Source organism: Streptomyces sp. NPDC048182, from assembly GCF_043202555.1.
Lineage (GTDB): Bacteria > Actinomycetota > Actinomycetes > Streptomycetales > Streptomycetaceae > Streptomyces.
Genome location: NZ_JBIDAQ010000007.1, coordinates 42,352 through 54,966, shown reverse-complemented (window position 1 = coordinate 54,966; position 12,615 = coordinate 42,352). Strand labels below are relative to the sequence as shown.

Annotated in this window: 14 protein-coding genes; 3 read left to right on the top strand and 11 right to left on the bottom strand. The window is 75.7% G+C overall.

Annotated features, from left to right (window positions below; translation table 11 throughout):
• Nucleotides 1–43: 43 nt before the first annotated feature.
• Nucleotides 44–1,021 (bottom strand): pyridoxal-phosphate dependent enzyme, encoded by a 978-nt coding sequence (locus tag ACGFZL_RS15750; protein ID WP_393692012.1) that lies wholly within the window; start codon nt 1,019–1,021, stop codon nt 44–46.
• A gap of 61 nt (nt 1,022–1,082) precedes the next feature.
• A complete protein-coding gene (locus ACGFZL_RS15745) occupies nt 1,083–1,385 on the bottom strand; it encodes a hypothetical protein (RefSeq protein WP_393692010.1) in 303 nt (100 codons plus the stop codon).
• A gap of 164 nt (nt 1,386–1,549) precedes the next feature.
• On the opposite strand from ACGFZL_RS15745, the gene ACGFZL_RS15740 reads away from it, so the two are divergent.
• Both ACGFZL_RS15740 and ACGFZL_RS15735 read left to right on the top strand, forming a co-directional pair.
• Nucleotides 1,550–3,214 (top strand): alkaline phosphatase D family protein, encoded by a 1,665-nt coding sequence (locus ACGFZL_RS15740; protein WP_393692008.1) that lies wholly within the window; start codon nt 1,550–1,552, stop codon nt 3,212–3,214.
• Nucleotides 3,215–3,410: 196 nt separating this feature from the next.
• The gene (locus tag ACGFZL_RS15735; RefSeq protein WP_393692006.1) at nt 3,411–4,790 is read left to right on the top strand and encodes a trypsin-like serine protease; all 1,380 of its coding nucleotides are present in this window, start codon (nt 3,411–3,413) and stop codon (nt 4,788–4,790) included.
• A 7-nt stretch (nt 4,791–4,797) separates the two neighbouring features.
• Here ACGFZL_RS15735 and ACGFZL_RS15730 read toward each other — a convergent pair whose 3' ends face one another.
• The 7 genes from ACGFZL_RS15730 to ACGFZL_RS15700 form a co-directional block, all read right to left on the bottom strand.
• The gene (locus ACGFZL_RS15730; protein ID WP_393692004.1) at nt 4,798–5,874 is read right to left on the bottom strand and encodes a serine hydrolase domain-containing protein; all 1,077 of its coding nucleotides are present in this window, start codon (nt 5,872–5,874) and stop codon (nt 4,798–4,800) included.
• Nucleotides 5,871–6,791 carry a DUF6895 family protein gene (locus tag ACGFZL_RS15725; RefSeq protein ID WP_393692002.1) on the bottom strand — a complete coding sequence of 307 codons (921 nt, stop codon included), beginning with the start codon at nt 6,789–6,791 and terminating at the stop codon, nt 5,871–5,873. The genes ACGFZL_RS15730 and ACGFZL_RS15725 overlap by 4 nt, the downstream gene beginning before the upstream one ends.
• Nucleotides 6,788–7,798, bottom strand: a complete 1,011-nt coding sequence (locus tag ACGFZL_RS15720; RefSeq protein WP_393692000.1) for a DUF6895 family protein — start codon at nt 7,796–7,798, stop codon at nt 6,788–6,790. The genes ACGFZL_RS15725 and ACGFZL_RS15720 overlap by 4 nt, the downstream gene beginning before the upstream one ends.
• Nucleotides 7,795–8,487 carry a hypothetical protein gene (locus tag ACGFZL_RS15715; RefSeq protein ID WP_393691998.1) on the bottom strand — a complete coding sequence of 231 codons (693 nt, stop codon included), beginning with the start codon at nt 8,485–8,487 and terminating at the stop codon, nt 7,795–7,797. Before ACGFZL_RS15715 ends, ACGFZL_RS15720 begins: the two co-directional genes overlap by 4 nt.
• 21 nt (nt 8,488–8,508) lie before the next feature.
• Entirely contained in the window at nt 8,509–8,697 is a 189-nt protein-coding gene (locus ACGFZL_RS15710; protein WP_393691996.1) for a hypothetical protein, read from the bottom strand.
• A 126-nt stretch (nt 8,698–8,823) separates the two neighbouring features.
• Nucleotides 8,824–9,459, bottom strand: coding sequence for a methyltransferase domain-containing protein (locus ACGFZL_RS15705; protein WP_355173311.1), 636 nt, complete (start codon nt 9,457–9,459; stop codon nt 8,824–8,826).
• Between the two features lie 145 nt (nt 9,460–9,604).
• On the bottom strand, nt 9,605–10,630 hold the full coding sequence (locus ACGFZL_RS15700; RefSeq protein WP_393691994.1) for a mechanosensitive ion channel family protein: 1,026 nt from the start codon (nt 10,628–10,630) through the stop codon (nt 9,605–9,607).
• Between the two features lie 234 nt (nt 10,631–10,864).
• On the opposite strand from ACGFZL_RS15700, the gene ACGFZL_RS15695 reads away from it, so the two are divergent.
• Nucleotides 10,865–11,092 (top strand): hypothetical protein, encoded by a 228-nt coding sequence (locus ACGFZL_RS15695; protein ID WP_393691992.1) that lies wholly within the window; start codon nt 10,865–10,867, stop codon nt 11,090–11,092.
• Here ACGFZL_RS15695 and ACGFZL_RS15690 read toward each other — a convergent pair.
• Together ACGFZL_RS15690 and ACGFZL_RS15685 are read right to left on the bottom strand one after the other, a co-directional pair.
• The gene (locus ACGFZL_RS15690; protein WP_393691990.1) at nt 11,069–11,953 is read right to left on the bottom strand and encodes a cytochrome c oxidase assembly protein; all 885 of its coding nucleotides are present in this window, start codon (nt 11,951–11,953) and stop codon (nt 11,069–11,071) included. The two genes, ACGFZL_RS15695 and ACGFZL_RS15690, sit on opposite strands and share 24 nt — an antisense overlap.
• Nucleotides 11,953–12,519: a DUF2243 domain-containing protein gene (locus tag ACGFZL_RS15685; protein WP_393691988.1), complete on the bottom strand. Its 567-nt coding sequence runs from the start codon at nt 12,517–12,519 to the stop codon at nt 11,953–11,955. Before ACGFZL_RS15685 ends, ACGFZL_RS15690 begins: the two co-directional genes overlap by 1 nt.
• Nucleotides 12,520–12,615: the final 96 nt, after the last annotated feature.

Genomic DNA, 12,615 nt, shown 5'->3' with positions numbered 1-12,615 from the left:
CCCCATCGCTCGTGTCGTCGGGGAGCCCCGCCCTCTCGTGTCGTCAGGGAGCCTCGCCGCAGAGCCGGGCGAAGCGGGCGGTGTCGATGTTGCCGCCGGAGAGGATCACGCCGACGCGGGGCGGCAGGGGGCCGGCCCGGCCGGTGAGCAGGACGGCCAGGCCGGTGGCGCCGCTCGGCTCCAGGACGATCTTCAGCCGCTCGAAGGCGAAGCGCATCGCGGCCCGGATCTCGTCGTCGGAGACCAGGACGACGCCGTCGAGCAGCCGCCGGTTCAGGGAGAACGTCAGCTCCCCTGGCGTGGACACGGCCTGGCCGTCGGCGATGGTGCGCGGCACCGGGACGGTGATCCGGCGGCCCGCCGCCAGGGAGCGCCTGGTGTCGTCGCCCGCCTCCGGTTCGACGCCGATCACCCGGGTGCCGGGGTGCAGGCCCTTGGCGGCGGTGGCGCTGCCGGCGGCCAGGCCGCCGCCGCCGACCGGCACGACCAGGGCGCCCAGCTCGCCGGCCTCATCGAGGAGTTCGAGGGCGGCGGTGCCCTGTCCGGCGATGACGTGCGGGTGCTCGTAGGGCGGCACCAGGCTCAGGCCGCGCTCGGCGGCGAGGGCCTCGGCGACGGCGACACGGTCGCCGGTGTAGCGGTCGTAGGTGACGATCTCGGCGCCGTAGGCGGCGGTGGCGGCGCGCTTGGCGGCCGGCGCGTCCTCGGGCATGACGATCACCGCGGTGGTGCCCAGCTCCCGGGCGGCCAGCGCGACCGCCTGGGCGTGGTTGCCGGAGGAGTAGGCGGCGATGCCGCGGGCCAGCCGCTCGGGGGCGAGGCGGGAGGCGGCGTTGTAGGCGCCGCGGAACTTGAAGGCCCCCACCCGCTGAAAGTTCTCGCACTTGAGGAAGACCTCGGCGCCGGCCAGCGCGTCCAGGGTGCGCGAGCGCAGCACCGGCGTGCGGTGCGCGACGCCCGCCAGGCGGGCGGCGGCGTCGCGGACGTCGGCCAGGGCGAGGGCCGGTTCGGTGCTCGTCACGCGGGTCCTCCTACGGGGTCGGCGGCCGGCGCGGTCGCCGAGGCCGGTCGCCGGCAGCGTCTCACGGGCGCGGGTGCGTGCGCCGCCACCCCGGATGCGCGCCCCGGCGTCCCGACGCCGCCGCCGCGCACCGCGGGCAGACCCGGCGCACCGCGTCGGCCGCGCCGCCGGACTCCGGCAGCGCCTCGGCCCACGGGACCGCGGGGAAGCGGGTCAGCCGGGAGCGGTACAGGGACAGGCCGCAGGCGGTCTGGTCGGTGCCCTGCTCCCAGGCGTGCGCCTCGCCGCCCGGCAGCCGGCGGCCGTCCTCCGCGTCCCACCAGCGGCTGGAGGCCGCCGTCTCGTACCGCCGTGCTCTCGCCATCGACTCCGTCCACCGCCTTCCTCGGCCTCCCCGGGTGCCCCGGCGCGGGGCGGGCCACACGCGTACCCCCTCCTGTGTGATCGCCCCGCACGTCCTGACGGTTTCGGGTGGTACGTCCACTTAGTGTGCGGGGGCGATCACCGCCCCGTACGAGAGGACACCAGATGGCGCCGACGGGCCGTCCCCGCGCACTGTCCGAGCACGCCTTCTCCCCGCACGACGCCGTGCTGGGCGCCGCCGCCCGGCACCTGGGCCGCCGGCGGTTCCTCACCGTGGCCGCGGCCACCGCCGCGCTAGCCTTCTCCACCAACCTGCCGGCCCGCGGCGCGACGACGGCCCCCGAGCTGGACGCCCGCCGGATCACCTCGGATCCGTTCACCCTCGGCGTCGCCTCGGGGGACCCGCTGCCGGACTCGGTGGTGCTGTGGACGCGGCTGGCGCCGGAGCCCTTCCAGGAGGACGGCGGCCTCGGCACGCAGCGCGTCTCGGTCGACTGGGAGGTGGCCCTGGACGAGTACTTCGGCGCCGTGGTCAGCCGGGGCACCGCGCTGGCCTACCCCGAGTACGCGCACAGCGTGCACGTCGACGTGCGGGGCCTGACGGCGGGCACGGTGTACTACTACCGCTTCCGCGCCGGCGCCTGGCTCAGCCCGGCGGGCCGCACCCGCACCGCGCCGGCCGCGGGCAGCGACGCCGCCTCCCTCAAGCTGGCCGCCGTGGCCTGCCAGGCGTACCAGGACGGCTACTACACGGTCCTCCGCCACGTCGCCGAGGACGACGTCGACCTCGTCTTCCATCTCGGCGACTACCTGTACGAGTACGCCGTCAACTCGGCCGGCGGGGAGCGCCGCTACACCGACGTCGTGCTGCCCGACGTCTTCAACCGGGAGACGATGACCCTCGCGGACTACCGGCTGCGCTACTCGCTCTACAAGAGCGACAAGGACCTCCAGGCCGCCCACGCCGCCCACCCCTTCGTCGTCACCTGGGACGACCACGAGGTGGAGAACAACTACGCCGGCGCGGTGCCCGAGAACGACGTTCCGCCCGCCGAGTTCCTGGTGCGCCGGGCCGCCGCCTACCGGGCGTACTGGGAGAACCAGCCGCTGCGCGCCGCCCAGCTGCCGCAGGGCCCCGACGCCCAGCACTACCGCCGGCTGAACTGGGGCACCCTCGCCCAGTTCGACATCCTCGACACCCGCCAGTACCGCTCCGACCAGGCGTACGACGACCGGCCGCACGCCCCCGGGGCCGAGTCCGACGACCCGGCGCGCACCATCACCGGCGCCGCGCAGGAGCAGTGGCTGCTCGACGGCTGGCGCGCCTCGACCGCGCTGTGGAACGTGATGCCGCAACAGGTCTGCTTCTCCCAGCGCAAGTTCGACACCACCGCCGACGCGGCCCTCTCGATGGACGCCTGGGACGGCTACCGCGCCTCCCGCAACCGGGTCGTCGCCGGCGCGAAGGCGGCCGGCGTCGACAACTGGCTGATCCTCACCGGCGACGTGCACGTGGCCTACGCCCTCGACGTCAAGGAGAACTTCGACGACCCGGCCTCCGCCACCGTCGGCACGGAGGTCACCTGCACCTCGGTCGCCAGCGGCCGGGACGGCGTGGCCAAGCCCGACAACTGGGACACGTACATGAAGGCCAACCCGCACATGAAGTTCTACGACGCCAGGCGCGGCTACGTCCGCGCCACCCTCGACCGGCAGCAGACCAGGCTGGACTTCCGCACCGTCCCCGCGATCAGCACGCCCGGCGCCGCCGTCACGACGAGCGCCTCCTTCGTGACCGAGGCGGGCAGCCCCGGGCTCGAACCGGCCTGAGGCCGGCGGTCCGGGCCGGGTGCCGCGTACTGCACTTGGCACCCACCGGCGACCCCCATCGCGGGAATGCCGCCCGCGCCCGGCATCCCCGCCGGGCTTCCCGGCAAGGTCTAGGGCTTCGCTCCGCCGCGGTGCGCCCCGCGTCCCGCTCCCCCACCCCGCTGTGTCCGCACAGCCCCCGAAGGAGGCACATCGCATGGTCGGCAGAAACGCCGCGCGCAGCCGCCGCGCCGCCCTCACCGCGCTCGGCGCCCTGGTCCTGACCGCGCTCCCCGGGGCCGCGTCGGCCGCCCCGCCGCCCGCGCCGGGCCCGCTGCCCACCGCCACGCAGACCCTGGGCGCCGACCGGCCGTCGGCCCAGGTGCTCGCGGCGCTGGTGCGGGACCTGCGGCTGACGCCGGAGCAGGCGGCCGACCGGCTGGCCAACGAGGCGGAGGCGGGCACCCGCGCGGGTCTGCTGCGCAACACCCTGGGTGAGCGCTTCGGCGGCGCCTGGGTGAGCGGGCCCGGTGCCGAGGAACTGACCGTCGCCACCACCGACGCCGCGGACAAGGCCGCCATCGAGGCGCAGGGCGCCCGCGCGGCGGTCGTGCGGCGGAACCTGGGCGAACTGTCCGAGGTGCAGCGCCGCCTGGACGCCGCCGCGGCCCGCACGGACACCGCCCGGACACCGGTCTGGTACGTGGACGTGAAGACCAACCGGGTCGTGGTGCGCGCGGCGAGCCAGGCCGCCGCGACGGACTTCGCGAAGGCCGCGGGCGTGCCGGCCGGCGACCTCGGCGTGCGGGTCGAGCAGGGCCGGCCGCGGGTGCTGGCGGACCTGGTGGGCGGCGACGCCTACTACATCGACGACCAGGCCCGCTGCTCCATCGGCTTCTCCGTCACCAAGGACCAGCAGCAGGGCTTCGCCACAGCCGGCCACTGCGGCAAGCCCGGCTCCACCACGGTCGGCGCCGACCAGAAGACCGCCCAGGGCACCTTCCAGGCGTCCTCCTTCCCCGGCAAGGACATGGCCTGGGTCCAGACGAACGCCGACTGGACCGCCACGCCCGCCGTGAAGGGCGAGAACAACCAGAAGGTCGAGATCGCCGGGTCGGTGGAGGCGCTGGTCGGGGCGTCGGTGTGCCGTTCCGGCTCCACCACGGGCTGGCACTGCGGCACCGTCCAGCAGCACGACACCAGCGTCAGCTACGCGGAGGGCACCGTCGACGGCCTGACCGAGACGACCGTGTGCGCCGAGCCCGGCGACTCCGGCGGTCCCTACGTCTCGGGCAGCCAGGCGCAGGGCACCACCTCCGGCGGCTCCGGCGACTGCACGAGCGGCGGCACCACCTTCTACCAGCCGATCAACGCGACGCTCGGCGACTTCGGCCTCACCCTGAAGACCACGTCCGCGACGGCCGGCGCGCCCGCCACCGAGGACGACACGGCGGACGACGCCTGGGTCGCCGGCCGCGTCTACCAGGCCGGAGTCACGGTGACCCGGGCCGGCGTGACGTACCGGTGCCTGCAGAACCACCAGGCGCAGGGGGCCTGGTCGCCGGAGAGCACGCCGGCTCTCTGGCAGCGGGCCTGACCTCGCGTCAGTCCTCGGCCAGCAGCGCGTAGGCGGTGGCGATGAACGGGTCGCCGGCCCGGAAGCGCCGGGTGCACACGGCGGCCAGTGCCGTGCCGGTGTCGGGCCGGAAGCCGAGGAACGCCTGCTGGCCGAGGGTGGCGCCGCTGTGGAAGTACATCGGCCCGCCCTCGGTGGGGTGCCGGAACCAGGCCACGGTGTGCACGTGCCGGTGCCCGAGTCCCCGGCGGAGCACCGGCACCCGCACCGCGCCGAGGGCGTCGGCGAGCGGCGGGCCGCCCGGGTCGAGGTGGGCCTCCAGGAAGGCCAGCAGGTCGTGCGGGGTGGACCGGACGGCGCCGGCCGCCGGGAAGCCGCCCGCGTCGAAGGGCGGCACGGGGGTGCGGCCGTCCTTGCGGTGGCCGACGGCGTCGGTCAGGGGGCTCTCCGCGCGCAGGGCCGTGCCGCTCAGGCCGAGCGGGCGCAGGACGAGGCCGGTGAGCAGGTCCTCCCAGGCGGTGCCGGTGGCGGCGGCGACGGCGTGCCCGAGCACGGAGACGCCGAAGTTGGAGTAGTGCCAGCGGGTGCCGGGGCGGTGCCGGGGGCGGGCGCGCAGGAAGGCGTCGACGACCCGGGCGGCCGGATAGCGGGCGTAGGGGTTGGTGTGCCAGGCGGGCAGGCCGCGGCGGACGAAGCCGGCCGGCAGGGCGGGCAGCCCCGAGGTGTGGGTGATCAGATGGGCAAGGGTGATGGGGCGGGGCCCGGCCGGGCGGCCCGGGGCCAGGCAGGTGACGGCCGGTTCGCCGCCGGTCAGCACGCCGGCGCCGACGAGCCGGGCCAGGAGCAGGCCGGTCAGGGTCTTCGACGCCGATCCGATCTCGTAGCGCAGGTCCTCGCGGGGCACGGCGGGCGGGGTCGCGGTGCCGCCGCTGAGCAGGGTGCGGTGGCCGCGCCGGGAGACGGCGAACACCGCGTCGGGCGCGTCCGCGGCGGCGACCGCCTCGGCGAGCCGGGCGCGCGGGCCGTCCTCGCCGGCCGCCGCGGGCACGGGGGCCGACGTCTCCTCGGCCGGCCGGCCGGGCCAGGGTGCCTGTCGGGCCGTCATGAGGCGGTGCCCGCCAGGGCGGTGAGGGCGCGGGAGGTGGCCAGCGTCGAGGCGAACGCGGCGACCAGGGTGGGGTGGTACACCTGGTCGAACACCTCGTCGGCGTCGCCGTCGGGCATGGTGCGCACGGCCGGCATCGCGCCGTCGGGCTGCTGGGCGGCGGCCAGGCCCGCCCAGGCGGCGGCGTCGAGGGTGGGGCGGGGCAGGCAGGCGTCCACGACGAGGAGTTCGCCGAGCAGGTCCCAGCGCTCCAGGTCCAGCCAGTCGTCCAGCCAGACCGGCAGCCAGGTGTCGAGGTAGCCGGCGACGGCCGGGGGCAGTCCGGCGGGGTTCTCGCCCCAGTCGGTCAGGTGGAAGACGGTGTGCGTGATGTCGTAGGCGGTGTGGCCCTCCACCGTCCAGGGCTCGGGGGTGCCGGCCAGCCAGGTGGTGCCGGCGAGGGCGGCCTCCGGTGGGCGGGCGTCCAGGCCGAAGCGGCGCTGGAAGGCGGACAGGCCGAGGCGCCGGGTGGGCGTGACGGGGAAGCGCGCCCAGCTGTCGAGGCGGTGGTTGAGGAGCGCGGCGCGTTCGATCTCGGGCTGGCTGTAGCCCAGTTCCCGGAACGGCAGGTAGACCTCGAAGGGGACGGGCGAGAACGGCTCGACGCGCTGGCCGCGCACCAGCATCCGGCCGCCGTCCAGGGCGTCCCGCCAGGCGTGGTCGAGGAGTCGGCGGGCCAGCTCGGCCTGGCGGGAGCCGGCCACGCCCTCGCGGAAGAGGACGCCGCAGATCAGGGCGAGTTCGCCGATCGGCTTGAACCGTTCCAGGAAGCCGGTCTCCGGGTCGGTGTCCGGTTCGAGCCGGAAGCCGTCCCGGTGGGCCCACAGCCATTCCAGGGCCTCGGCGCCGACGCGGTGGATCAGGCGGGTGTCCGTCATCCCGGCACTCCTTGTCCCCGGGCCCGCGGCGCGTGCGGCGGGCCGCCGTCGGCGGTGGCGTCCCGGCGGGCGGTGGTGAGCACCCCGGCGAACGCCGCCATCAGCGTGGAGTGGTAGCAGTCGGTGAAGGGGTAGGGATCGCCGCCGTCCGGGGCGGCGGCGTCCTGGATCGCGCCCTCCTCCGGGACGGCGCCGCGGGCGTGCTGCGCGGACGCGACGCGGCGCCAGGCGTCGTCGAGGACCTCGGGTGCGGGTGGCCGGGGCAGGCCGGCGGCCACGGCGAGGAGTTCGCAGCCGAGGTCCCACATCCGGGCCTCCAGGCAGGTGTCGAGCCAGGGCGGCAGCCAGTGCAGCAGGTACTCCGCGAGGTCGGGCGGCATGCCGGTGGCGGCGCGGCCCCAGTCGGTGAGGTGGAAGACGACGTGGGTGAGCGCGTACCCCGAGGCCCGCTCGAAGGTCCACGGCTCGGGCAGCCCGCCCAGCCAGGTGCGGCCCAGGGTGCCCGCCGCCTCGCCGTGCGGGGGGATGCCGCTGCGCCGTTCGGCGGCGAGGACGCCGAGGCGACGGGTGGGGTACTGCTCGGTCAGCCGCCAGCCCCGGGTGCGGGCCACCACGGCGGCGGCGGCCTCGTAGCCGGGGTGTCTGAGGCCGGCCGAGGCGAAGGCCGCGTAGACCTCCAACGGGTAGGTGGCGAAGGGCTCCAGGGCCTGCATACGCGGGAACAGCTCGCCCTCGCCGGTCTGCCGCCAGGCGAAGTCCAGGAGCCCGGAGGCGGCGCGGTGCAGCGGGTCGCCGGGCGGGAGGACGGCGGTCGCGGTGGCGCAGACCTGGGCCAGTTCGCCCAGCGGCTTCCAGGTGCGGTTGACCTGGCCGTCCGCCGCGAGCGCGGCGCCGTCGAGCGCGAACCGGTCCCGGTGGGCGGCCACCCAGTCCAGGGCCGCCGTCGCGACGCGCCGGGCCTCGGGCGGCTCGGCGTACGGGGTGGGGGCCGGGGCGGCGTGGTTCACAGCGGTACGCGGGCCGGCATCAGCCGCGCCGCCTCCAACTGGAGGGTCACCCGGGGGTCGTCGCCGCCCATCAGGCGGACGAAGTCGAGACCGGCGTCGAGGCCGAGGGTGTCGGGGACCCCGTCGAGCAGGGTGAGCCAGCGGCCGGCGCCGGCTGCCTGCTGCCAGTCCCGGCGGCGCACCGCGCGCACGAAACCGCGGGCGACGTCGACCGGGCGGCGCTGGGCCGCGCGGGTGAGCGCGCATTCCTCGCCGGGCAGCGCGAGCGGCGCCAGCACGGCGAGCTGGTGGGTCAGTTGCTGCCAGCCGGCGTCGTCCAGCCAGCCGGCGCCGGGCTCCGGGCCGTCGTCGGTGACCGGGTCGTCCGTGACGCGCCGCAGCGTGCGGGCCATGGCCCAGTGGCTCCAGCGGACGGTGGGGGCCGCGTCGGGGCGCGGCGGGTGGGACGCCACGGCGTCCGCGAAGACGGCCAGCCGCGCCGGGGTCGGAGGGGTGCCGAGGAGGGTGGCCGGCAGCAGGGCGTCGGCGCCCAGGACGCGCACCGCGGCGCGTGCGATGCCGTCGCCGCCGACGTCGGCCGGGGTGCCGTCCGCTCGCGCGTGGTCTCCGCTCCTCAGAGCGGAGACCACGTCGGAAGCGATGTCCAGCACCGCGCTCTCGAGGAGGGCTGATGTGCTCGACTGCTCCATCTCACTGCTCCCGTCGGTCCGTCAGCCCTTCTTGGGGCGCGGGGTCGGCGGGGAGAGCAGCAGGTTGCCGCCTCCGGACTGGAGGGCGAGCGCGGCGCACTCGCGGCTGTCGCGGAAGACTCCGTCGGGCTCGGCGGGGTCCAGGGCTGCTTCGATGTCGATGTCCTGGGCGTGGGTCACGTCCTGAAGCATCCTGTCGGTGGAAGGCATTTCACCATCTCCCTCTGGTAGCCAAAAGCCTTCACCCCTCAGGTGTCCGATACATCACACATCAACCCTCAAATCCCATAATTCCCATCCGTAACTTCTTCAACATTTCCGAACACGGGACGCCGGTCAGGCGCGGCGGAAGCGCCAGACGTTGTCGTCGCGGAAGCCCTCGGCGCCTTCTGGGGAGCGGCTCGGCCGGCGGACGGTCTCCCGGGTCTCCGCGTGCCACCGGTCGGCCGGCAGGGCGAGTTCGGCCGGCAGCGAGTCGAGGGTGGGGAAGACGGCGTCGAAGGGCGGCTCGTCCTGCCAGGAGGGCCAGCCCGCGTGCATGACGAGGAGCAGGGTGCCGCCGGGGGCGACGGCGTCCGCCGCCGCCCGCAGCACCGCCCGCTGGTCGAAGGCGACCGGGGACTGCAGGTACTGCGCGTTGACCAGGTCGAAGGAGCCGGCCGGGAAGGTCCGGCCCAGCTCGTGGCGCTCGAAGGCGGTGCGGTCCGCGACGCCGGCCTCGGCGGCGTGTGCGGCGGCGCGCTCGATCGCGGTGCCGGAGATGTCCGCGCCGGTGACCCGCCAGCCGCGGCCGGCCAGCCAGACGGCGTCGGCGCCCTCGCCGCAGCCCAGGTCGAGGGCGGTGCCGGGGGCGAGGTCTGCCACCTCGCGGACCAGCAGTTCGTTGGGCCGGCCGCTCCAGACGCGCTCGCGGTCGCGGTAGCGGGTCTCCCAGAACTCCGCGGCGGTGGGGGTCGCGGGCGTGTCGGTCACGGTGCCTCCTCGGGGCGGGCGGCGTCGGCTGTCTCGGCGGGACGTCCGCCGCCGCACGCCCCGCAGGCAGCCTGCACCGGCCGGTGCCGCCCCGCCAACGGAACTTGCGGGAACGGCAAAACGTGCCGGTGCCTCGGGGCGCGGGTCAGCGCACGAGGGCGTCCGAGTCGGCGTCGGAGTCGGTGCGCACCCACACGGTCCGTTGGGTGAACGGGATGTCGATGCCCGCCGTGTCCAGGGCCTCCTTGACCCGGCGGCGCAGCTCGCGGGTGACGCCCCACTGCTGCAGCGGCACCGTCTTGACCGCGATGCGCACCAGGACGCCGTCGGCGTCCAGGGACTGCACGCCCCACACCGCGGGCTCCTCCAGGAGCAGGTCCGCGAAGTCCGGGTCCTGGTGCAGGGCGGCGCCGGTCTCCTCCAGGACCCGGTAGACGGCGTTCAGGTCGGCGTCGTAGGCCACGGCGACGTCCAGGACGGCGCGGGCCCACTCCTGGCTGTCGTTGCGCACGCGCAGGATCTCGCCGTTGCGGATGTGCCACAGGCCGCCGTTGAGGTCGCGCACGTGGGTGAGGCGCAGGCCGACGTGCTCGACCTCGCCGACGGCCTCGCCGAGGTCGACGGAGTCGCCGACGCCGTACTGGTCCTCGATCATGATGAGCAGCCCTGACAGGTAGTCGGCGACCAGGCTCTGGGCGCCGAAGCCGATGGCCAGACCGACCACGCCGGCGCTGGCCAGCAGCGGGCCGAGGGCGATGCCCACCTGGTCGAGCACCATGGCCACGCCGACCATGAAGAGCACGATGGTCACGGCGCTGCTCAGCACCGACCCGATGGTGCGGGCGCGCTGCTCGCGGCGCTGCCTGGCCCGGGAGCGGTCGCGGTGCAGCACGGCCGCGCCCCGGCCCGAGCGCCGCGGGCGGCTGCGCTCGGGCTCACCGGCCGAGGGCTCCAGGACCCGCTGCACGACCCGGGTGATGGCCCGCTTGGCGACCGCGCGCACGATCAGAAGGACGACGACGATCAGCGCGATGCGCAGCGGGACCTGGATCAGCGACGCGGTGTGGTCGCCGACCCAGTCCGACCACCCGGCCGCCAGCGGCACGTCCGGGGGCGGTCCGCCGGTGGCTGCGGTCGTGTACGTCGTCGGCGTGGTCATGGGCGTCGGCATCTGCTCGGGTGCTCCGTTCTCTCGGGTACGTGTCCGCCGTCGGGGCCGCCTACCCGAAGCCGGCCCGAACATGGCCCCCGGCCTGCGCCGGAACACCGTGTCGAGTGCCACGCGGGTGCCTGCCGTCCGGGGGTTTCACGCGATGGTCGCCGCATCTTCACGACCGCCCGGCCCATCACCGGCAGCCGTCCGGGAAAGCGGAACGAGTCGTCCACACCAGAGGGGACCAGCGGCGTGATCATCGTTGCCGTCGTACTTCTGCCCGGCCTGGGGCTGCTGCTGTACGCCATGACCAGCCTGGAGGACCGGATGTTCGCCGCCCCCGGGCCGGGCCCGGCCCGGCACGCCCGCAAGCGGCACCTGCGGCTGCTGCCCGGCGGCAGAGGCGACGAGGCGGCGGCGCCGGGCGCGGCGGACCGCGAGCGTCCCGCGCGCAGGTCAGCCGAGCGCGACGCCGCCTGACGCCGCGCCGGCGGGGCCTGCCGCATCTGCGAGGCTTGACGGGCCGGCCGGTGGCAGGCGCCGTCGGTCCCGGCGTTCGGGCCGCCAGGTGGCGACCAGGGCCGCGGCGAGCAGCAGCTCGGCGAGGTCCCCGGCGTAGTACATGATCTCCGCGGCCTGCCGGACCTGGTCGACGGGCGCGTGGACGCGGACGAAGAAGCCGCCGTACATCGCCTGGGCGATCAGGGCGTGCCCGGCGATCGCGGCGCCCAGGCAGCCGAGGCGGGCCGGGACGCCGGGCCGGGCGGGTGCCGGATCGGGGCCGGCGACGGCGTGGACGAAGAGGCAGCCGGAGAGCAGGAAGTGCGCGTTCATCAGCCCGTGGCCCGCGGGCGTGCCCATGGCGGCGTCGTACAGCGGGGTGAAGTACAGCGCCCCCAGGGTGCCGGTGCTCAGCGCCAGCGCCGTGGCCGGGTGGCCGAGGAGGCGCGCGGGGGCCCGGTGCAGCAGCGCGGTCAGCCGCCGCGCGCGGGCCGGTGGGAGAGTGCGCAGCAGCAGGGTGACCGGGGCGGCGAGGACCAGGGCTAGGGGCGCGTACATGCCGATGAGCATGTGCTGGGCCATGTGGCCTCGGACGTCGCCGTGCGCGGCGGGGCCCAGCGGGGGCAGCAGCGCCAGGCCGAGGAGGGCGAGCCCGGTGAGGAAGGCGGCGGTGCGCAGGCCGCTCCAGCCCAGGGCGGGGTTGCGGCGGCGGGCCCGGCGGGCGGCGAGCAGGTAGGCCGCGCCGACGGCGAGCAGGGCCGTCAGGGTCAGTGCGGACGGCAGGACGGTGAGGGCCGCGTCGCCGTGGGGGTGGTCGTGCGCCGGGTGCGTGCCGTGCATCAGGCGACGCCCCCGGCCGGTGCGGCGCCTTCCGGCGTGCCGGGGCGGAGGGGACGGCCGCCGCGCTGGACGAGGTACCCGGCGACGAGGAAGAGCGCGCCGAGGACCAGGAAGGCCGCGTCCCACCATGCCTGGTGGGGGCCGCCGTGCACATGGTGGATGCCGAGGATCTGGTGGTCCAGAACCCCTTCGACCAGGTTGAACAGGCCCCAGCCTGCCAGGATCCAGCCCCACAGCACCCGGGAGCCCCACACCGCCCGGCGGTTCTCGGTGACCCTGCTGTAGAGCACCGCGAGCCCCAGCAGGACGGAGAGCCAGCACACAGTGTGGAAGACGCCGTCCCACACCGTGTTCATCTCCAGCCCTGAGACCGTGTCGGGGTCGTAGTACTTCACGCCGATGCGGTCGTGGTTGGTGCTGGTGAGCATGTGGTGCCACTGGAGGAGCTGGTGGAGCAGGATGCCGTCGACGAAACCGCCGAGTCCGACACCGAGGACGATGCCCGGCAGCCGGATGCTGCGCGGGTCCACTCCGGTCGCCGGGGCCCCGCCTGTCGTGGTGGCCATCGCCTGTCGTCTCCGTCCGTCGGCGGTGCGTGGTCCGACCTTCCGCCGGACGCCTTCCCCGTCGGGCGGCCCGGTGTCACCTCCGGCCGGAAACTT